The 19,001-nt window shown below is 67.5% G+C and carries 17 protein-coding genes; 10 read left to right on the plus strand and 7 right to left on the minus strand.

The genetic code is table 11. The features are described 5' to 3' along the window. Window positions 1-3 precede the first annotated feature (3 nt). From ACSHWB_RS30435 to ACSHWB_RS30450, 4 genes are all read left to right on the plus strand, one after another. Entirely contained in the window at window positions 4-2,718 is a 2,715-nt protein-coding gene (locus ACSHWB_RS30435; protein WP_439656707.1) for an AbfB domain-containing protein, read from the plus strand. A gap of 68 nt (window positions 2,719-2,786) precedes the next feature. Then, window positions 2,787-3,800 carry a S1 family peptidase gene (locus tag ACSHWB_RS30440; RefSeq protein ID WP_439664694.1) on the plus strand — a complete coding sequence of 338 codons (1,014 nt, stop codon included), beginning with the start codon at window positions 2,787-2,789 and terminating at the stop codon, window positions 3,798-3,800. Window positions 3,801-3,909: 109 nt separating this feature from the next. Then, a complete protein-coding gene (locus ACSHWB_RS30445; protein ID WP_439656708.1) occupies window positions 3,910-6,225 on the plus strand; it encodes a transglycosylase domain-containing protein in 2,316 nt (771 codons plus the stop codon). A 97-nt stretch (window positions 6,226-6,322) separates the two neighbouring features. Beyond that, entirely contained in the window at window positions 6,323-6,832 is a 510-nt protein-coding gene (locus tag ACSHWB_RS30450) for an SRPBCC domain-containing protein (RefSeq protein ID WP_439656709.1), read from the plus strand. Here ACSHWB_RS30450 and ACSHWB_RS30455 read toward each other — a convergent pair. Continuing rightward, the gene (locus tag ACSHWB_RS30455) at window positions 6,826-7,731 is read right to left on the minus strand and encodes a TIGR03564 family F420-dependent LLM class oxidoreductase (RefSeq protein ID WP_439656710.1); all 906 of its coding nucleotides are present in this window, start codon (window positions 7,729-7,731) and stop codon (window positions 6,826-6,828) included. The genes ACSHWB_RS30450 and ACSHWB_RS30455 overlap by 7 nt on opposite strands. Before the next feature lie 101 nt (window positions 7,732-7,832). Between ACSHWB_RS30455 and ACSHWB_RS30460 the strand changes: the two genes are divergently transcribed. Then, window positions 7,833-8,396 (plus strand): TetR/AcrR family transcriptional regulator, encoded by a 564-nt coding sequence (locus tag ACSHWB_RS30460; protein WP_439656711.1) that lies wholly within the window; start codon window positions 7,833-7,835, stop codon window positions 8,394-8,396. Here the strand turns inward: ACSHWB_RS30460 and ACSHWB_RS30465 are convergent. Continuing rightward, the gene (locus ACSHWB_RS30465) at window positions 8,389-9,420 is read right to left on the minus strand and encodes an FAD-dependent oxidoreductase (protein WP_439656712.1); all 1,032 of its coding nucleotides are present in this window, start codon (window positions 9,418-9,420) and stop codon (window positions 8,389-8,391) included. The genes ACSHWB_RS30460 and ACSHWB_RS30465 overlap by 8 nt on opposite strands. A gap of 143 nt (window positions 9,421-9,563) precedes the next feature. On the opposite strand from ACSHWB_RS30465, the gene ACSHWB_RS30470 reads away from it, so the two are divergent. Genes ACSHWB_RS30470 through ACSHWB_RS30480 form a run of 3 tightly spaced genes read left to right on the plus strand, consistent with a single transcriptional unit; the run spans window position 9,564 to window position 11,176 of the window. Next, window positions 9,564-10,340: a Tat pathway signal sequence domain protein gene (locus ACSHWB_RS30470; protein WP_439656713.1), complete on the plus strand. Its 777-nt coding sequence runs from the start codon at window positions 9,564-9,566 to the stop codon at window positions 10,338-10,340. Between the two features lie 42 nt (window positions 10,341-10,382). Further along, window positions 10,383-10,748: an SPW repeat domain-containing protein gene (locus ACSHWB_RS30475; RefSeq protein WP_439656714.1), complete on the plus strand. Its 366-nt coding sequence runs from the start codon at window positions 10,383-10,385 to the stop codon at window positions 10,746-10,748. Beyond that, window positions 10,745-11,176 carry a hypothetical protein gene (locus ACSHWB_RS30480; protein ID WP_439656715.1) on the plus strand — a complete coding sequence of 144 codons (432 nt, stop codon included), beginning with the start codon at window positions 10,745-10,747 and terminating at the stop codon, window positions 11,174-11,176. The genes ACSHWB_RS30475 and ACSHWB_RS30480 overlap by 4 nt, the downstream gene beginning before the upstream one ends. Here the strand turns inward: ACSHWB_RS30480 and ACSHWB_RS30485 are convergent. Further along, on the minus strand, window positions 11,173-11,589 hold the full coding sequence (locus ACSHWB_RS30485; protein WP_439656716.1) for a hypothetical protein: 417 nt from the start codon (window positions 11,587-11,589) through the stop codon (window positions 11,173-11,175). The two genes, ACSHWB_RS30480 and ACSHWB_RS30485, sit on opposite strands and share 4 nt — an antisense overlap. 56 nt (window positions 11,590-11,645) lie before the next feature. Continuing rightward, entirely contained in the window at window positions 11,646-12,035 is a 390-nt protein-coding gene (locus ACSHWB_RS30490) for a RidA family protein (protein ID WP_439656717.1), read from the minus strand. An 86-nt stretch (window positions 12,036-12,121) separates the two neighbouring features. Here ACSHWB_RS30490 and ACSHWB_RS30495 point away from each other — a divergent pair, with 86 nt between their 5' ends. Then, entirely contained in the window at window positions 12,122-12,499 is a 378-nt protein-coding gene (locus ACSHWB_RS30495) for a winged helix-turn-helix transcriptional regulator (protein WP_439656718.1), read from the plus strand. Here the strand turns inward: ACSHWB_RS30495 and ACSHWB_RS30500 are convergent. Further along, a complete protein-coding gene (locus ACSHWB_RS30500; RefSeq protein WP_439656719.1) occupies window positions 12,496-15,978 on the minus strand; it encodes an NACHT domain-containing protein in 3,483 nt (1,160 codons plus the stop codon). The two genes, ACSHWB_RS30495 and ACSHWB_RS30500, sit on opposite strands and share 4 nt — an antisense overlap. Before the next feature lie 118 nt (window positions 15,979-16,096). Here ACSHWB_RS30500 and ACSHWB_RS30505 point away from each other — a divergent pair, with 118 nt between their 5' ends. Beyond that, complete coding sequence (locus ACSHWB_RS30505; protein WP_439656720.1) at window positions 16,097-17,035, plus strand: NmrA/HSCARG family protein; 939 nt, start codon at window positions 16,097-16,099, stop codon at window positions 17,033-17,035. A gap of 7 nt (window positions 17,036-17,042) precedes the next feature. On the opposite strand, the gene ACSHWB_RS30510 is transcribed toward ACSHWB_RS30505, so the two are convergent. Then, entirely contained in the window at window positions 17,043-17,687 is a 645-nt protein-coding gene (locus ACSHWB_RS30510) for a response regulator (RefSeq protein WP_439656721.1), read from the minus strand. Continuing rightward, window positions 17,672-18,919: a sensor histidine kinase gene (locus tag ACSHWB_RS30515; protein ID WP_439664695.1), complete on the minus strand. Its 1,248-nt coding sequence runs from the start codon at window positions 18,917-18,919 to the stop codon at window positions 17,672-17,674. The genes ACSHWB_RS30510 and ACSHWB_RS30515 overlap by 16 nt, the downstream gene beginning before the upstream one ends. Window positions 18,920-19,001: the final 82 nt, after the last annotated feature.

Consider the following 19,001-nt stretch of genomic DNA (forward strand, 5'->3'; position numbering starts at 1 on the left):
GCCATGACCAGACGCGTCCTGGGCGTATTGGTCTCGATCCTGATCACAGCAACGTTCTTGACACCAACAGCGCACGCGGCGGAGTGGGTGCCGAAAGTCCCTCCGCTCTCGACACCCTGGACCTCCCAGGTGTCGCCGACGAACGCCCTGCCCGAGTACCCGCGACCGCAGCTGGTGCGCACCGAGTGGCAGAACCTCAACGGTGTCTGGGAGTTCTCCGGGGCACCGAACCTGAACAGCCCGCCCATCGGCCGCCCGCTGGCCGAGGGTGTCCTCGTGCCGTACCCGATCGAGTCCGCCCTGTCGGGGATCAAGCGGCACGAGGACAACATGTTCTACCGCCGCGCCTTCACCGTTCCGTCTGCGTGGAACGGTCGCCAGGTCAGGCTCAACTTCGGGGCCGTGACCTGGGAGACGAGGGTCTGGGTCAACGGCAGGCAGATCGGCACCCACACCGGCGGCTTCGACGCGTTCTCGTTCGACATCACCTCGGCGCTCACCACCGGGACGAACGAGATCATCGTCGGCGTCACCTCCACGGTCGACGGCAGCCGTTACCCGATCGGCAAGCAGCGCCGTGACCCGAGCGGGATCTTCTACACCGCCGCGTCCGGCATCTGGCAGACGGTGTGGCTGGAACCGGTGCGGGCCGCGAACATCACGCGTCTCGACACCACGCCGAACGTCGGCGCGGGCGCGCTCGACCTGGTCGTGCAGGGCACCGCGGGCCAGTCGGTCACCGCGGAGGTGCTCAGCGGCGGGCAGGTCGTCGGCAGGCAGACCGGCACGACCGGCGCCTCTCTGCGCGTACCGGTGCCGAACGCCAGGCTGTGGTCGCCCGACGACCCGTTCCTCTACGACCTGCGCGTGACGCTGGCCGGCGGGGACGTCGTGACGGGCTACTTCGGCATGCGCTCGCTCGGCAAGGCGATGGTCGGTGGCGTCATGCGGCCGTTGCTGAACGGGAAGTTCGTCTTCCAGAGCGGCACGCTGGACCAGGGCTACTGGCCGGACGGCATCTACACCGCGCCGACCGACGAGGCGCTGCGCTTCGACCTCGAACGCCAGAAGGCGTTGGGGTTCAACATGGTCCGCAAGCACATCAAGGTCGAACCGGCGCGCTGGTTCTACCACGCGGACCGGCTCGGCCTGATGGTCTGGCAGGACATGCCCGCCGTCGACGCGATCGACGAGGCGCCGAACTCGCACGCCAACTACGAGTCCGAGCTGCGCCGGATGATCGACCAGCTCAAGGGCATCACGTCGATCGTGCAGTGGGTGCCGTTCAACGAGGGCTGGGGCGAGTACGACGCGGGCCGGATCGTGAACCTGATCCGCTCGATCGACAACACCCGCCTGATCAACCACAACTCGGGGTCCAACTGCTGCGTCTCGGATCCCGATCCCGGCAACGGTGACGTGATCGACGACCACCACTACCAGATCTCGGCCAACACCCGGCAGCCCGACGCCAACCGGGTTGCGATGCTCGGCGAGTTCGGCGGGCTCGGCCGCAGGGTCGTCGGGCACGAGTACCAGCCGGGCGCCGGATTCGCTTACGGAGCCCTGTATCCGGACGAGGTCTCGCTGACCAAGCGCTACGAGGAGGTCATCAAGCAGGTCCAGCGGCTCGTGCACACGCGCGGGTTGTCGGCGATGGTCTACACCGAGCCGTACGACGTGGAGAACGAGGTCAACGGCTTCTACACCTACGACCGGCGCATCCTCAAGATGACCGAGTCGCGGGTGCGGGCGGTCAACCTCGGTGTTCTCGCGGTGGCCCGCGGTACGGCCGTCAGTCCGGACGACGTGGTGTCGTTGCGCGTCACCACTTCCGGCTACACCAACCGTTATCTGCGGCATCAGGACTCGCTGGCGCGCACCGACGTGATCAGCACGGACCTGGGCAAGCTGGACGCCACGTTCCACCCGCGTCCCGGACTCGCCGACGCCGCCTGCCTGTCGTTCGAGTCGCGGAACTTCCCCGGCCAGTTCCTCAGGCACAGCAACGGACGCATCCGCACCGACGTGAACAACGGCACGATCGCGGCCGATGCCACGTTCTGCGCCCGCGAAGGTGCCGGCGGCACGGCGCTGGAGTCGTACAACGTGCGCGGCTCGTTCGTGCGGCACTACAACGAGGGCGTGTACCTGGCCCGTTCCGGTGGCCCGAACCCTTGGGACACCGCGAACTCCTTCGCCGCCGACACCACGTGGGCGATCGGCACGGGGCTGTGGCGCAGCGGCGCGGAACTGCCGCTGGACCAGGCCCGCTCGTTCCGCGTGACCTCACCCGGCTTCACGGACCGCTACCTGCGGCACCGGGAGTCGTTGGCGCGCACGGACGTCGTGACCAGCGCGAGTGATGCGCTGACCAAGGCGGACGCGACGTTCGTCGTCCGGCGCGGACTCGCCGAGCCGACCTGCTACTCGTTCGAGTCCCGCAACATCCCCGGACAGTTCCTGCGGCACGCGGACTTCCGCGTCCGCCTCGGCACCAACGACAACACCGACCTGTTCCGCCGCGACGCGACGTTCTGCGCGCAACAGGGCACCGGCGGCGTCCGGCTCGAATCGGTCAACGAGCTCGGCACCAACATCCGGCACTACTCGGAGGAGGTCTGGGTCGCCTCGAACGGCGGCGCACACACGTACGACAACCCTGCCTCGTACAACCAGGACGTGAGCTGGGCCGTGAGCTCACCTTGGACCCCGTAGGAGAGAACGTGCTGCTACGAATAGTCTCCGTGTCCGCGATCGTGCTGAGCACGATCACCATCCCTGCGATGACGGCGTCGGCGGACGTCGTCGACGCGATGAGCCGCGACTTCGGGATCACCCAGGCGCAGGCGCTGACCCGCATCCGCGCCGAGAAGGTCGCGCTGAAGATCGCACCGGCCGCCGAGCAGGCCGCTGCCGACGCGTTCGGCGGCAGCTGGTACGCCGACGGCAAGCTGAAGGTGGCGGTGACCGACCCGGCGCGAGTCGAGGCGGTCAAGGCCGCGGGCGCCGAACCGGTGCTGCGCACCAAGACCCTCGCCTCGCTCAACGCCGTGAAGTCCGGCATGGACAGACTGTCGAAGGCCGGATCGGTGCCGAAGGACGTCGCCGGGTGGCGGGTCGACGTCCAGCGCGGCGCCGTGGTCGTCGACGCCGTGCCCGGCGCCGACGTCTCGGGCCTGCCCAAGGACGTTGTCGTCAACACCGACGGTGTCCAGCGGCCGGAGCCCTTCGCGGCCGGCACCGTGGGCGGCGACCCGTTCTACACGGGCAACGTCCGCTGCTCGATCGGCTTCTCGGTGCACGGCGGTTACGTCACCGCCGGGCACTGCAACGTCGGCGCCTGGAACGTCTACGGCTGGGACCGTTCCTGGCAGGGCGAGTTCGTCGGCTCCTCGTTCCCCACCAACGACTACGGCTGGGTGCGCACCGGCGGCGGCTGGTGGAACGTGCCGGTCGTGCTCGGCTGGGGCCAGGTGAGCGACGCGCTGGTCCGCGGTTCGTGGGAGGCCCCGCCCGGCACCTCGGTGTGCCGTTCGGGCTCGACCACGCACTGGCACTGCGGCGTGGTGCAGGGCCGCAACGAGACCGTGAACTACCAGCAGGGCGCGGTCTACGAGATGGTCGGCACCTCGGTGTGCGCCGAGCCCGGCGACTCCGGCGGCTCGTTCATCACCGGTGACCAGGCGCAGGGCGTGACGTCCGGCGGCTACGGCAACTGCTCCAGCGGTGGCCGCACCTGGTTCCAGCCCGTCAACGAGATCCTTCGCACGTACGGGCTGACGCTCCTGACGGCCTGATGCCCGCCGGGACGTGAACGCGCACGCCGCCGCGTTCACGTCCCGGAGGCGTTCCGCGACGAAGATCGTCCTGTGTGGAACCGCCTGATCTTTCGCGCGTCCTCCGGAGATGGGGTCGAACACACCATCCAACGGCAATGAGCGCACAGCGCGGATCCCGCAGGCGAACCAGCCACCGCAGCGCGAGCCGGAACTGATGACGCACCGCGAACCGGACGACGAGTACTACGACGACGAGTACGACGAGCCGGAGCTCAGCGAGGACGACGAGCGTCGTCTGCGCAAGAAGAGGATCTGGAAGCGCGTCCGGATCGGTGCGTTCGTCGCGATCGGCCTGATCATCCTGGGTCCGGTGATCGCCGTCGCGGTCGCGTACCCGCTCGTGGAATGGCCGCGTCCGAACGAGATCGCGGCCGACCAGGACAAGACGATCACCCTGCTCTACTCGGACGGCTCCGAGATGGGCAAGATCACCTCACCGGGCCAGAACCGCACGTTGCTGACGTACGAGGAGCTCCCGGACACCGTCAAGAAGGCCGTCATGGCCGCGGAGGATGCGGATTTCTACGAGAACCCCGGCTTCGACGCCAAGGCGATCGTCCGCGCGGTGTGGATCCAGGCGACGGGTGGTAGCTCCGGTGGCTCGGGTCTGACGCAGCAGTACATCAAGAAGGCGACGGGCAAAGAGGACGCGACGCTGACCCGCAAGTTCCTGGAGCTCGTCCAGGCGTACAAGATGAGCAACGAGTCGGACCACGACACGATCCTCACCGCGTACATGAACACGGTGTACTTCGGTCGTGGCGCGAACGGCATGAAGGCCGCGGCGCAGGTCTACTACAACAAGCAGATGAAGGACCTCACGCCGTCCGAGGCCGCTTTCATCGCGGGCATGATCCAGCTCCCGTCGTGGTCGGAGAAGGCCGACCACGCCAAGAAGCGCTGGGAGTTCGTGATGGGCCAGATGCTGCAGAAGCAGTGGATCTCCCAGGCGGACTACGACGCGCGCCAGTATCCGACGCCGTTGCCGTTGGAGCAGACGCAACCCGTGAGTTTGGACGGCCCGCTGGCGCGCGTGAGCCAGCAGGTGCAGGACGAGATCGACGGCGAGCTCGTCGGCATGACGATGGAGAAGGCGCAGAAGGTCGGCGTCACCGTCACCACGACGATCGACTCGAAGATGCAGAAGGCCGCGGTCGACGCCGTGAACTCCGTGATGGAGGGCCAGGACGCCGAACTGCGGACGTCGCTCAGCGCGATCGAACCGCAGTCCGGCGCGGTCAAGGCCTATTACCCGGGTAAGGACGGTCTGAAGGGCATCGACTACGCCAAGGGGACGATCCAGGAGGCCGGCTCGTCGTTCAAGCCGTTCGACCTGGTGGCGGACCTGAAGCGGGGCAAGGGCATCGGCGACACCTACGACGCCACGCCTCGCAAGATCGGTGGTGTCGAGATCCGCAACGCCGGCAGCACCACGTGCGGCAAGCAGTGTCCGGTCAAGCAGGCCATGAAGGAATCGCTCAACACCGTCTTCTACGAGATGGTGGCGGGTCCTCAAGGCACGGGCACGAAGGCCGTGGCGGACGCGGCCCACGCGGCGGGTATCCCGAAGACCGTGCGGATCGGCGGTCAGGACAAGCAGACGCTGGTCGGTGAAGGAGGCGGGGCCCCGAACGCGGGTATCGCCATCGGCGCAGACAACGCGCAGGTGCGGCCGTTCGACATGGCCTCGGCGTTCGCGACCTTCGCGGCCCGCGGCGTGTACCGGGCCCCGTTCTTCGTCACGAAGATCACCGGCCCGACCGGTGACGTCCTCTACCAGCACGTCGACCAGCCGGTGCCGGCGTTCGACCCGGTCGAGGAGAAGAGCCGCGACATCGCGGACAACGTCACCGAGACGCTCAAGGTCATCCCGGCCTCTTCCGGCATCGGGTGCGCGGGTAACCGCGACTGCGCGGGCAAGACCGGTACGCACGAGCTCCCCGGCAGCCTCGACCAGAACTCGAAGGCCTGGATGGTCGGCTACACGCCGCAGCTGTCCACCTCCGTGTGGGTCGGCAAGGACCAGGGCAACGTGGCCATCAAGAACAAGGAGGGCAAGGCCATCTTCGGCAGTGGCCTGCCCGGTCAGATGTGGAAGAAGTTCATGGACGGTGCTCTGGAGGGCGTCCAGGCGGAGAAGTTCCCGAAGCCGAACCCGCTCGGCAACTTCGAGCCGCGCAAGTCCGACCCGCCGTCCAGTTCGCAGACCACCACCAACCCGGCCACCACCACCAACCCGCCGAACGGCACCACTTCGACGACCACGCCGCCGCTCACGACGACGACCACGCCGCCTGCGGGATGCGCCCCAGGGACCACGTGCGGCGCGACGACGACCACCACCACGTCCAAGACGCCGCCACCCGGAGGTGACAGGCCGTGAGATCGCTGACCGCCTGATCGGCCGATGTCCACCGGGACGCGAACGCGTATTTTCTTCACGTCTGCGTCCCGGTGGATCTCTACGTCGAGGTGGTCACGTGTTGGCAGCCGGTCTGGTGCTCGCGATGCTGGCGAGCGGCTCTCCGCTCGATCCCAGGGAGCCTGGCTCGCACTCGGTGGTCTACCGCGCCGAGACCGTCATCTCGGCGCCCCAGGAGCGCGTCTACGGGCTCATCACGGACTTCTCCGGCTACGCGCGCTGGAACCCGTGGGTCGTCAAGGCGGCGGGCGGTACCGCGCCGGGCGATGAGGTTCGTGTGGACGTGCTCCTCGGGTCGGTGAAGATGGCCGCGAAGCACACCGTGCTCAACGGGGTTCCCGGGCAGCGGTTCTGCTGGAAGGACGCGGGCTGGAACGCGTGGTTCGTCTACGGCCAGCGTTGTCGCACGCTCACAACGCAGGCCGACGGCACGGTGTTGGTGACCAACGAGTTGCTGGTGGACGGTGTGCTGTCCGGGGGAGCGGACCTGTTCATCGGCAAGGCGATGAAGGACGGGATGCAGGCCGAGAACGCGGCGCTGAAGCGGGCGGCCGAACAGCCTCAGTGAGCCAGGTCGGCCAGCAGGTCGATGGTGCGGTCCTGTTCGTCGGCGTCTCCGTACGGTGCGGCCATGAACTCGGTGACCCCGGCGTCCCGGAGCCGGGAGAGTGCCTGTGCCACCTCGGTTTCCGTGCCGACGACCGCGACGTCCTGCGGTCCGGCCACGCCTTCGCGGTCGAGCATCGCGCGGTACTCGGGCACCTGGCCGGCGAGCGCGAACTGCTCGGCGATCCGGGCGCGGACGTCGTCGGCCGTGCCGGTGACGCAGACGAGCAGGCCGGCGACGACTCGCGGCGCCGGCCTTCCGGCGTCTGCCGCGGCCTTGGTGATGACGGGAACAACGTGCTCTCCCAAGGCTTTTGGCCCCGTCATCCAGGTCACGGTCCCGTCGGCGAGCTCGCCCGCCAGTCGCAGCATGCGCGGGCCCATCGCCGCCACGATCACTGACGGCGCCGGCACACCTGGGACGTTCACCGCCCCCATCGCGGTGAGCGTTTCTCCGCGGTGGTCGACACTTTCCCCTCGCAGTAGCGGGCCGAGCACCGTCAGGTAGTCGCGCATGCGTTGTACGGGCCGGTCGGTGGGCAGCCCGAACATCCCCGACACCATCGCGGCGACACCTGCGCCCACGCCCAGCGTCAGGCGTCCCGCCACGGCGGCCTGCACCGTCAGCGCCTGCCCGGCCAGCACCAACGGGTGCCGCTGGGGAATGGGAACCACGGCCGTGCCCACGGCGATGTCGGCGGCGGCACCGGCCACCGCGATGGTGGTCAGCGCGTCCCAGCCCAGCGCCTGACTCGCCCATGCCGTGCCGAACCCTGCGTCGGCCGCCACTCGCACCTGGCCGGTGATCGCGTCCAAGGTCGCGGGACCGCGCACATCACCGACGGCTAATCCGATCTTCATTCTTCTCCACCTGTCCGGCAACCTAAGTGGAGGGACCACCCCACTTGTGGTCCGGTACGATATGGGGGACCCACCCCACTTAGCAACCAGGTGTCGAACCCATGGGAGAGAACTCGTCGGTCCGGCGGGCCGACGCGCAGCGCAACCGCGACCGGCTGGTGGCCGCGGCGGGTGCGGTGATCGCCGAGTCCGGAGCCGGCGCGTCCCTGGAGGAGATCGCCCGCCGTGCCGGAGTCGGATCGGCGACCCTGCACCGGCACTTCCCGCGCCGCGCCGAACTGCTGGAAGCGGTGCTCCGCGAGCGCGTGCAGGCGTTGCGCGATCGAGCGGAGGACCTGCAGACGGCCACGAACGCGGGGGAGGCCCTGGTGACCTGGCTGCGTGCCGTGGTGACGCACGCGGCCACCGCACGGGGGCTGGGGCCGGCGCTGACGGGCTACGAACCCGATCCGGAGTTCTCGCCCCACACCACGATCCGGGCTGCCGCACAGCAGCTTCTCGACCGCGCCCACGCAGAGGGTTCGGTCAGCCCCGGCGTCACCGTCGACGACGTGCTGCAGCTCGCGAACGGGTTGTCGCTGGCGGTCGAGTCTCTGCCCGACCCGGCTGGGCGCGCAGACGTGCTGATGGCTCTCGTCGCCGACGGACTCCTGCGCTCTAGTTGAACAGGATCCGCTTGGCCACGGCCTTCCCCGGCGGCGTGCGCAGCGCCGTGAACGCCAACTCGGCCAGCCCCGGCCCCCGAACCAGCGACAGCCCGCGCCGCAACTGGGACCGCAGCAGGTAGCGACGGCGCATCGCCGCGCCGTCGTAGTGCTCCAACACATACCGGTTGCCACTGCGCAGAAAGTCGAACGTGACCGACGCCGCGAGCTCGGACATCCGCATGCACGGATCAAGCCCGCCCGCCGTGAGCGGCGAGACCGCGCCCGCCGCGTCACCGACCAGCAGCCCCTGCGGCGACACGATCCTGCGCAGCAGCCCACCGACGGGGATCGGCCCGCCGCGGCGCTTCACCGGCCCGGTGGGCTCCGGCGTGGGAAAGCTGTCGCGGAAGCGTTGCAGCAGCTGGGGAAGCGGTGCGCTGAACCGGTCGGCGCGGCCGGCCAGGCCGACGTGCGCGTGCTCGCCGTCGTCGATGACCCAGGCGATGTAGCCGGGCGCCAGCCGCGGGTCGACGACGCAGTGGAACGTCGGCGTCGAGCCGGTGCGGACCGGGTAGACCTCCTCGATGCCGGTGATCAGCTGCCGGTTGACGTCGAGGCCGAGGGTCTTCGCGACCGTGGAACGGGCGCCGTCCGCGCCGATCGTGAAGCGGGCCCTCGTGGACCTCACCGGATAGCTCGAGTTCAGGTGAACGTGCGCACCCGCGCGTTCGGCGTCCTGCACGGCCGTGGCGTAGATGCCCTCCATGTCGCCGACCCGGAACTCGTCGTGAGCGCTCACGAGTTCGACCGGTTCCTTGTGCGACGGCGGGTAGAGCAGCACGCGCCGGACCGCCGGGCCCAGGTGGGGGAGCTCGTAGTCCTCCAGGGTGCGCCGCACGAAGATCCCGGTCGTGCGTATGCCGGTCTCGAGCGACGTCCTGCGTTCGCACACGGCCACGTCGAGACCTGCCTCAGCGAGCAGGCGCGCGGTGTTCAGCCCGGCCAGCCCGGCGCCGACGACGAGCACGTCCACGGTGTCCATGGATGTGAACGCTAGGCCCGGTCAACCTTCGGAATTTCGTTTCCGGCAACACCTTCACCGGATCTGCACCGTTCCTCCACAAGTGTGGCAAGGTGCTCGTACCGCTGCCTCGAATCGCCGCCCTGGTTCGAGGAGGAACACCGATGGAGTTGTTCAACCGCCGCACCGCGATGCGAGGTGCGCTCGCCATCGCGGCCACGCCACTGGTCGCGGGTGTGGCGTCTGCTGATGTGGGTGCTATGGCGTTCGTGCAGAAGTGGGCCCCGAACCCCGGCTCGGCGGGGCTGAAGGCGTTCGTCGGCATCGAGGACGACCGCTCGGACTCGCATCCCTCCGCCACGCACATCTTCGCCGAGAGCGACCAGTACCGGTTCGTGATGCACAAGTCCGATCGGGACGGTTCCGACCGGCAGCGCAACGAGGTGCGCGCCATCCAGACCGGCAGCACCCGTCACGACATGAAGAAGGGCGAGACCTGGCGCTTCAACTACCAGATGTACATCCCGTCGTCGTTGAAGGGCACCACCAGCTTCTCGCACATCTTCCAGGTCAAGCACACCGGCGTGGACTCGCCCGTGGTCACGATGTCGTTGTTCCGCTCGGGTTCCCTGGAGACCGTCGAGATGAGACTGTTCGGCGCGGGCCAGGCGAAGCTCGGCAGCACGCCGCTGGCGCCGTTGCGCAACAAGTGGATCGACGTCGAGATCGAGATCAAGGTCGCCGACTCCGGCAGCCTGCGCTACTCGCTCAAGGACGGCGGCACGACCGTGGTCAACGCGTCGCGGTCCGGCTTCGACACGTGGCTGGGCGGTGACCAGGCGCATCCGAAGTGGGGCATCTACCGCGGTCTTGGCGACTCCGCGCAACTGCAGGACACCTATCTGTTGCTGCGCGGCATGAAGGCGTACCGGAACGAATAGTAGGTGTTCCCACGGAGACATCGAGAGGTGAGAATTACTCGCGTGGGGGATCTTCACGGACGAACCGTCGAGAGCAGGGCCGGTGTCACCGCCTTCCTGGCGGGAGTGTGGCTGATCGCCGCACCGCCGGTCCTGCACTTCAGCGCGTCGACGCACGCCTTCCGCCCGTACTGGGTGTCCATGGGACTGGCCGTCGTGATCATGCTGCTCGGCATGGTGCGCGCGATGGCGCCGCTGGACGTGCCGCTGCTGCGGCCGATCACGATCGGCCTGGCCGGGTGGCTGATCGTCGTCGCGTTGATGCGAGGGGACGGCGGCGCTGCGACCGTTTGGCTCAACCAACTGGTTGTGGGCGCTCTCATCGCGTTGTCGGCGGCGCTCGCGTTGCTGATCAGCATGCGCCGATGAGCAGCTGGTCGGACCTCTGCCTGATCTGCTCGGGCCAGCAGGACCTCGTCGTCAACATCCGCGAACGCGGGCCTTTCGAACGCTCGCACGACTACACGCGCGTGTTGTACTGCCGCGCGTGCTCGGTCGGCGAGCTGCGTTCCTTCAGCTACGACGGTTTCGTGGTGTTCGGCGAGGACGACGAGGTGATGGTCTGGTCCTCGGTGCTTCCCACGGCCGACGTCGACCGGCTGCGCGCCGCCTTCACCTGCTCTGTTCGGCTGGCGGGCGAATGCCAATGCGTGCAGCACGTCCGGGCCTACGACACGAGTCTGCGCGTCGGCAAGACCCGGCTGCCGGAGTACGGGCCCGACCGGCACAGTCCGGCCGGGCGCACCACCGCTGCCGTCGAGGTCATCGACGGCCTGGCGGAGTTCCGTTCCGCCTAGCAGCGCTCGCTGGTCTTGGCGAACAGGAAGTAGCTGCTCCCGTCGACCTCACCGTGAGCGCGCGTGCACACGTCGAGCGTGTCGGCCCCGCCCGACCACAACTCCTGCTGCCCACGCGCGCCGGTCTTGTAGCCGTTCGAGTTGTTCGGCCGCGTCTGCACGTACGTGCGAAGCACGAAGTCCCTGCCGTGACTGGAGATCCACGAATCCCACACGTACACGTAGGAGTAGTTCTTGCCACAGCCCGCGTACTGCTTGACCGACGCGACCGTCGTGCTGCCGTTCTTCACGTAGGCGGTCGACCCGATCTGGTCGGCGCTGGGACAGGCCCGGTTGGTCTCGGCCTGGGCGGTGCCGGTCAGCACGGTGGCGACTGCTGCCGCGATCGCCGCCGTGGCCAGGATCTTGCGCATGGGTGCTCCTCCTCGTTCGGCGGGAGCCTGCGCGTTCCCGGTTAGCCGCCGGTAAATCAGTCGACCACGGCGGTCGCCTCGACCTCGACCAGGTGCTCCGGCACGTCCAGTGTCGCCACCCCGATCAACGTGGCCGGCGGCGTCGCCTTCTCGCCGACCCTGGCCATGGCGTTCTCGATGCCCTTGAGGAGCTCCGGCATCTTGTCGGGCGTCCAGCCGACGACGTACACCCGGACCCTGACCAGGTCCTTGAAGCTCGCTCCCGCCGCCTTGAGTGCGGTGTGAACGTTCACATAGGCCTGCTCGGTCTGCAGGGCGAGGTCGGGCTCGGCGTCCCAGGCGACCTGCCCGGCCAGGTAGATCGTCTTCGCCCCGCTCGCGACGGCCACGTGGTGGTAGACGTCGATCTGCGGCAGCGCGTCGGGGTTGATGAGCGTGACGGCCATTTCGGGTTCTCCTGAATGCTCTCTTGTGGTTACTCGGTCACCGTAGGAGAGTGAAGGCTGACCTGGAAGAACGCACTTTTTCGAGAGTGGGGCACCTGAAGGTGAGCAAGCAGCTCAGCGGCGATCTGGCCCGTGCGGATTCTCTTGCGCGCGAGATCTTCTCCGACATCGCTAACAAGTGGGCGCTGTTGATCGTCGAGACCATCGGTGACACGACGAAGCGGTTCACGGAGCTCAAGACCGAGGTGGACGGGATCAGTCACAAGATGCTGACCCAGAACCTGCGGTTGCTGGAGCGCAACGGGCTCGTGCTGCGGGTCGTGCACCCGACCGTGCCGCCGCGGGTCGACTACACGCTCACCGAGCCGGGGCAGGCGTTGCGGGCGACGGTGGACGCGATGTGTAACTGGACCAGCCGCTATCTCACCGAGATCGAGGGCGCTCGTCAGCGCTTCGACGCCTAGCCGGCCAGTTCCCGCAACCGCTCCATCGCAGCCTGCTCGTCCGCGCTGACTTCCAGCGTGCGGCCCTCCAGGTAGCGCGAAACGAACTCCGCTGTCCGACTTTCGGGTACCGCGTCCGAAAATCTTTCGATCAACCTGAGGATGGTCGGCGGGCTCACCTCATCGGCTGCTGCAGCGACGTTCGTATTGAGCGTGTTGAGCAGGGACTCGTTGATCGCAGGTTCGACCGTGCGCGGTTCGGCCAGGTATTCGAAGGCTTCTATGGGCAAGTAGGTGGTCATGGCTCGTCCGATGTACGGCGCGGCGGTTTGTTCAACCACCCGTGCAAAGTCCCGGAACGCGTCATTCACCCGACTGTCCGAGGAGTTCGAGGTCGCCCATACCAGGATCACCGAGTTCATCGCCGCCCCGCTCCACTGCGCGAACATCCGGGACAGCAGGTCCGGCGACACTCTGCTGGAGTCGACGAGGTCCGGATGGGCGCACAAGATCGACACCAGTTCGGTTCCGGTGAGCGCGGCTGTGTCGATCTCCTCCTTAGTTCGGGGCACCAGATGTCCTAATGCGCGTTCGACGACTTCGCGGGGGAGCTTCGACGCGTCTCTGGACAGCGCGAGCGCCAGGAGGTTTGCCGTGTTGATGTTCATCCGGGTACCGGTGTCCAGACTGTCGAGGATCCCGTAAAGGGTGCGCACGGGATCGGGAACGGTCCGCTCAGTGCCTCTGCATGCAGAGGCACTGAGCAACAGGTGGACGAGTGGCGTGACGAGACTCTGTTCCTGGCGATTGGTGGTGGCGTCGGAGCTTATGAACAGCTCGCCGGCGTGCAAGGCCATTTCCAGCGCGGGGTCGCCTAGCAACCGTGCCTCTTGCACGGCAGGTGTGCTGTCATCGCGCTCTCGAACGATGAACCATGCATCGGCCTCCAACAGAGTGAGCCTGCTGATCACCTCGTTCCAGCTTTCCTCGTCCAGTCCGGACTTCCACAGATGGACAGTCGCTCGCCAGCCCGCCAACGGGCTGTCGTGGTCCTGACCGAACAGATCGGCGATCGATGTCGGCACATCCTCGTCCAGCAGCACGCGAAGACAGACAAGGTTGGCGGAGTAACGGGCGATGCGGGTGATGATCGTGGAGGCGGCCGGGCGGTAAGCCAGATAGGGGTCGTTCGGAGGGCGGTGCTGGCAGGCTTGAATCAGGTCGTCGAGCGTTCGGAGCACGCAGTCCCGCTCGCCGTCCGGCAGGGTGCTGAACAAGCCGCGCGCGAACTCGATGATCGGCTTTCGTTTGATGAACGCCTGATGTGAGATCAGGGCGTACAACAGCGAGTCGTCCGGCGGAGCGGAGAGCTGGTACGGGTTGGCGGTGGGCAGTGCCTGAGCGGCGGCCAGCTGACGCAACAGCTTTATAGTCACTTCGGCGATGAGGTACTCGCCAAAGGTTGAGTGCAGGAACTCATACGTGCGCAGTTCGGCTGTGGCTCCGTCGTTGCGCGCGGGGGAGTGGATGAAGAAGAAATTCTCCACAGTGCGGTCGGCGTCGTCGATGGGAATGTCGAAGGTCGTGCTCGACCTCGTTGACTGTTTTGGCGCGAACACAGCGAGATCGTCGTTCAGCTCGGTCGCCGTGACGTACTGATGGCCGCGGTTGAACATGGCGAGCGCGGCGATGCCCAGCCGCCAGGCACTCTCGGCGGAGCCCTGCTCGACGAGCGCGGGCGCCAGCGGCTCACGGCCCTTCTGGCCGACTTGCCGCGCGACGAACATGGCGATCAGGCGCCGGTACAACTCGGAGTTCGACAGGTTCTCGTCGTTGAGCGGCGGTTGGCTTGGATCGGCCGCATAGATCGCGAGCATCAAGAGCAGCAGAGGTTGCCGAGCCAGTTCCTTGTGGTGGCTCAGCGCTGCGAGGTCGAGGAGGTGGAAGCCCTGGGTGTTGATGTTCGTGGTGTTCCAAGTGTTCAGCCAGCGTTCGATACGGCCGTCATCGAACTCCTCCAGCTTCACGATCGGTACGCCGATGGGGATGCGTGCCCGGTCCGCGACGAGCATGCGCGAGGTGATCACGACGGCGACCGGCCTGCCCAGCACGGCTTGCTGCTGCTGGAACTCCTTGACCTGCTGGAGATACGTCGACTGCTGCACACCACTTGCCTGGATCAGCTCGTCGAAGCCGTCGAGCAGGATCACGGGAACGCTGTCGCCACAGGCTTCCGCCAACTCCTCCCAGTCGACGCCCTTCCCGAGGACCGGGCGCAGTGCCGTCTCGATCTGGTCGTGAACGCGGTCCTCGGCCCTGACCTTGCGCAGCGGCACGAGGACGACGGTGAACTGATCTTCCGGCAGCCGGGCGGCGAGCACCTCCATCAACAGCGACTTGCCCGCGCCGGGATTGCCGAGGACGAGCAGTGGACCGGCGGTGCTGCCCGGCCCCGCCAGGTGAGCCGCCAGGAACACGTCGAGGTCGTTGCGAACCTCGGTCCTCTCGTTCCACCAGGCTCCTGATGACGCCACGGTGTCGCCGTCGTAGACCGCGAGACGATAGCCGGGGACGATGAAGCCGTCCTCGACTGTCGGAAACACCGCCTCGACCGAGGACGGATCGATGTTGGACCCGATGATCGGTCTGTGGAGAACCGCCTCGGCGAGGTCTTTGAAACTCTTGCGGAACTTCTGGCTCGGTGCGGAGTGCTCAGGCGAGAGCTGTGCCATCAGTCGAGCGAACAGCTCCAGGGACTCCGTACGGGCAGCGGTCAGTTCCCGCGAGAGCTCGGCATGTCCCTGCTCGAACCTGGCGCGCGTTGCTGCGTGCTCGCCGAGCAGCGCCCAGATCCTGAATTCGGGTATGGCTGCAGCGATCCCTAAATAGTGGTGAAAATAGATTTCGCGCGCTCTGATAAGGGTAGGGCCCAGGGATGTGTCGGCCTTGTCGGGTCGGTTTGCCAGCTTGTTCAGGAACCTGTGCACGTCCAGAATCGCGTGTGCGAGGAACTCGCGCAGCGCTCCACGTGCGTCGATGTTCTCGTAGAAGCCACGGGTGGCGCTCGGCATCGGTGCGGCGATAGAGGTGAGAGCGGGTATGGCCGAGATTTCTTTCCGGCCGTGTGGTGGTTTCGCGTGCAGAATGCGGAACTTCTCGCTGTCAGTGACCTCGAGCTTGTCGAAGTATTTGCCCAGTCTCTCGTTGAACGCCTCGAAGACCGAGGTCACGACGATGATCGTGTGAGCTGCCGCGATCAGTTCGTGCCGGTGAGTCCCGGACAGGCCGGTGAGCTTGTCGGTCACCCCGTCGAGGATCTTGCGCAGACAGGACGTGGCCTCGTTCTTGGGGTCCACCAGGCTGAAGATGCTCGGCTCGACCGCGCCGCCCACCAGGATGCTGACGCCCAGGAACGTGTCGGCCTTGTCCAGCCAAGGTCGGTCGTACTTGCCGAGCACCCGCAGAGCGCCTTCGTACGAGAACAGGGCCGGGCGCGACATCCGCATACCTCCGCTGAGCGACTGGAAGCCCTATCGCCAGCGGTGTGGCACGGGTTACACCCAAACGACTTGGTCACCGGACTTGATAGTCACTGAAAAGTGACTATATGGTGGACGCATGAGCGAGAAGAAGATCATTGCTGTGGTGGGGGCGACTGGCGAGCAAGGCGGCGCGGTCGCCAGGGAACTGCTGGCCGACGGGGAGTTCGCGGTGCGCGCTCTCGCCCGTACCCCCGAATCGCCGGCGGCCCGGAAGCTCGCCGAACTGGGCGCCGAGGTCGTCCAGGCCGACCTGTACGACGTGGAGAGCCTGCGGAAGGCGTTCGACGGCGCGTACGGCGCCTACCTGGTGACGCCGTTCTTCACGCACATGTCCGCGGCCAAGGAACTGGAAGAGGTTCAGAACCTCGTAGCCGCCGCAGAGGGCCTCAAGCACGTCGTGTGGTCGACGCTGGAGGACACCCGCGAGGTGATCTCGCTCGACGACGACCGGATGCCGACGCTCGACGAGAAGTACAAGGTGCCGCACTTCGACGTGAAGGGTGGCGAGGCGGACGCGTTGTTCGAGCAGGCGGGGCTGCCGACGACGTACGTGCGGATGTCGTTCTACTGGAACAACCTGCTGCAGGGCATGGCGCCGCACCGCGCGGCCGACGGGTCGCTGAAGCTGTCGTTGCCGATGGGGGAGAGCCGGATCTCCGGGATCGCCTCCGAGGACATCGGCAAGGCGGTGGTGAGCGTGCTCAAGCACCCCGAGGCCACCATCGGGCAGACGATCGGGCTCGGCGTCGAGCACCTGACCGGCCAGGAGGTCGCGCAGGCGTTCAGCGAGGTGCTCGGGGAGGACGTCGCCTACGAGCCGTTGTCGCACGACGACTTCCGTGCGCTCGGGTTCCGCGAGGCTGCGGAGATCGGGAACATGTACCAGTACTACGCGGAGTTCGACACGCACATCCTGCCGCGCCGCGACACCGTGCAGACTCGCGCACTCGTGCCGGGATGGTTGACGCTCAAGGACTTCCTGAGCGCGCACCGCGAGGAGATCGTGATCGGCTGAGTGCGGTTCAGCCTTCCAGGTACGCGAGGACGGCCAGGACGCGGCGGTTGTCGTCATCCGACTGTTCCAAGTGGAGCTTGGTGAAGATGCTGAAGGTGTGTTTGCTGACGGTCTTCTCGGTGACGAACATCCGGGCCGCGATCGCCGCGTTGGAACGGCCCTGGGCCATCAGCGAGAGGACCTCCTGTTCGCGGGGAGACAGCGTCCTCAGGTCGGGGTCCGCCGAGCGGCGGGTCACCAGTGCGGAGACCACGTCGGGGTCCATGACCGTTCCGCCGGCGGCGACCTTCCGGACGTCGGCGACGAACTGGTCGACCACCATGACCCTGTCCTTGAGCAGGTAGCCCACGGCCCCGGCGCGGTCGGCCATGAGTTCCCTGGCGTAGAACTGTTCGACGTACTGCGACAGCACCATGACGGGCAGGCCGGGGACCTCCTCGCGCGCCTCGATCACGGCGCGCAGGCCCTCGTCCGTGAAGGTCGGGGGCAGGCGGACGTCCACGATGGCGATGTCCGGGCGGTGGGCGGTCAGGGCACGGAGGAGCGAGGGGCCGTTGTCGACGGCCTCCAGGACCTCGAACCCGTTGGCCTGGAAGATCCTGATCAGCCCCTCGCGGAGCAGGGCCAGGTCCTCGGCTATGACGATGCGCACGGCAGCGACATCCTTATCTCGGTGGGACCTCCACGCGGGCTGTGGACGGTCAGGGTGCCGTCGAAGGCCGCCAGACGGCGGGCGACGCCGCGCAGGCCGGTGCCCGCCTCGACGGTCGCGCCGCCGCGCCCGTCGTCGGACACCAGCATCACCAGCTCTCCCGCGGTGAGCTCCACCTCGATCCGGATGTGGCCGGCGCCCGCGTGCTTGATGGCGTTCGACAGGGCCTCGCTGACGGCGAAGTAGGCCGCCGACTCCACCGGGGCGGGCAGTCGTCCTGGCAGGCGCGTCACCACGGTGGTCTCGATGGGGTTGACCAGGGCCAGTGCCCTCAGCGCGCCGTCCAGGCCGCGGTCCGCCAGCACCGGCGGATGGATGCCGCGGACCAGGTCGCGCAGTTCGGTCAGCGCGTCGGCGGTCACCGTCTGGGCGTCGGACAGCATCTGCCTGACGGCTTGCGGATCATCGTCCAGCAGCTGCTTCGCCAGGCCCAGGCTCATCCCGAGTGAGACCAGACGGGCCTGCGCGCCGTCGTGCAGGTCCCGTTCGATCCGGCGCAGCTCACCGGCCTGGGCGTCGACGGTCTCGGCCCGTGTGGCGGCCAGGTGTGCGACGCGAGCCCGCAGCCGCGCCTGTTCGGTCGGGCCGAGCAGCGAGCGGATCACCAGGGCGTTCAGGTTCGCCAGCGGCGCGGAGGTGGCGTACCAGAGCAGGAGCAGCACCGCGCCGAGCGGGACCAGGGCGAACGACTTCTGGACGCTGTCCAGGCGGAATCCCTCGCCCAGGGGTGTGCGGAGCACCTGGGGCGGGGTCAGCCCGTAGAGGATCGGATAGATCAGAGCGGCCACACCGAGCAGGAAGATCACGACGGACAGGCCGCTGGTGACCCAGATGGTGAGCGAGTTGACCACCAGCCACGCCCAGTCCCGCCAGCTCGCCGGATCGCGCAGGATCGTCCACAGTCGCCTCCACGTGGGTGGGAGCGGTAGGTAGGAGCGGGGCACCGGTTCGCCGAGACGGTCGCCGGCCCACTGGCGGTGCAGGTCGGCGAACCAGCGGACCAGGACCGTCGCGAGCAGGGTGAGCGGGATTCCGGCCCCGAGCACGATGACCGACGTCGACGTGATCCAGAGCGTGGCCAGCGAGGCTCCCGCGGCCGCTCCCAGCAGCAGCACCAGTGACCAGCCCAGTTGCCTCAGTCGCACGAGGAGAGTCGCACCGGGGTCGGTCATCACGCTCCGATCATCGCCGGACAGCCGCGTTTCGCACAGTGGAGTTTCCACTACCACGAAACGGTGGTTGACCGGATCCTCG

It is taken from the genome of Lentzea sp. HUAS TT2, from assembly GCF_051853195.1.
Classification (GTDB): Bacteria; Actinomycetota; Actinomycetes; order Mycobacteriales; family Pseudonocardiaceae; genus Lentzea.

Bases quoted from the DNA above. Each gene is read 5' to 3' on its own strand.
- ACSHWB_RS30500 (WP_439656719.1), bottom strand. From the start codon at position 15,978: ATGTCGCGCCCGGCCCTGTTCTCGTACGAAGGCGCTCTGCGGGTGCTC.
- ACSHWB_RS30515 (WP_439664695.1), bottom strand. From the start codon at position 18,919: ATGACCGACCCCGGTGCGACTCTCCTCGTGCGACTGAGGCAACTGGGC.
- ACSHWB_RS30490 (WP_439656717.1), bottom strand. From the start codon at position 12,035: ATGGCCGTCACGCTCATCAACCCCGACGCGCTGCCGCAGATCGACGTC.
- ACSHWB_RS30455 (WP_439656710.1), bottom strand. From the start codon at position 7,731: ATGAAGATCGGATTAGCCGTCGGTGATGTGCGCGGTCCCGCGACCTTG.
- ACSHWB_RS30460 (WP_439656711.1), top strand. From the start codon at position 7,833: ATGGGAGAGAACTCGTCGGTCCGGCGGGCCGACGCGCAGCGCAACCGC.
- ACSHWB_RS30485 (WP_439656716.1), bottom strand. From the start codon at position 11,589: ATGCGCAAGATCCTGGCCACGGCGGCGATCGCGGCAGCAGTCGCCACC.
- ACSHWB_RS30470 (WP_439656713.1), top strand. From the start codon at position 9,564: ATGGAGTTGTTCAACCGCCGCACCGCGATGCGAGGTGCGCTCGCCATC.
- ACSHWB_RS30480 (WP_439656715.1), top strand. From the start codon at position 10,745: ATGAGCAGCTGGTCGGACCTCTGCCTGATCTGCTCGGGCCAGCAGGAC.
- ACSHWB_RS30465 (WP_439656712.1), bottom strand. From the start codon at position 9,420: ATGGACACCGTGGACGTGCTCGTCGTCGGCGCCGGGCTGGCCGGGCTG.
- ACSHWB_RS30445 (WP_439656708.1), top strand. From the start codon at position 3,910: ATGGGGTCGAACACACCATCCAACGGCAATGAGCGCACAGCGCGGATC.
- ACSHWB_RS30440 (WP_439664694.1), top strand. From the start codon at position 2,787: ATGACGGCGTCGGCGGACGTCGTCGACGCGATGAGCCGCGACTTCGGG.
- ACSHWB_RS30435 (WP_439656707.1), top strand. From the start codon at position 4: ATGACCAGACGCGTCCTGGGCGTATTGGTCTCGATCCTGATCACAGCA.
- ACSHWB_RS30505 (WP_439656720.1), top strand. From the start codon at position 16,097: ATGAGCGAGAAGAAGATCATTGCTGTGGTGGGGGCGACTGGCGAGCAA.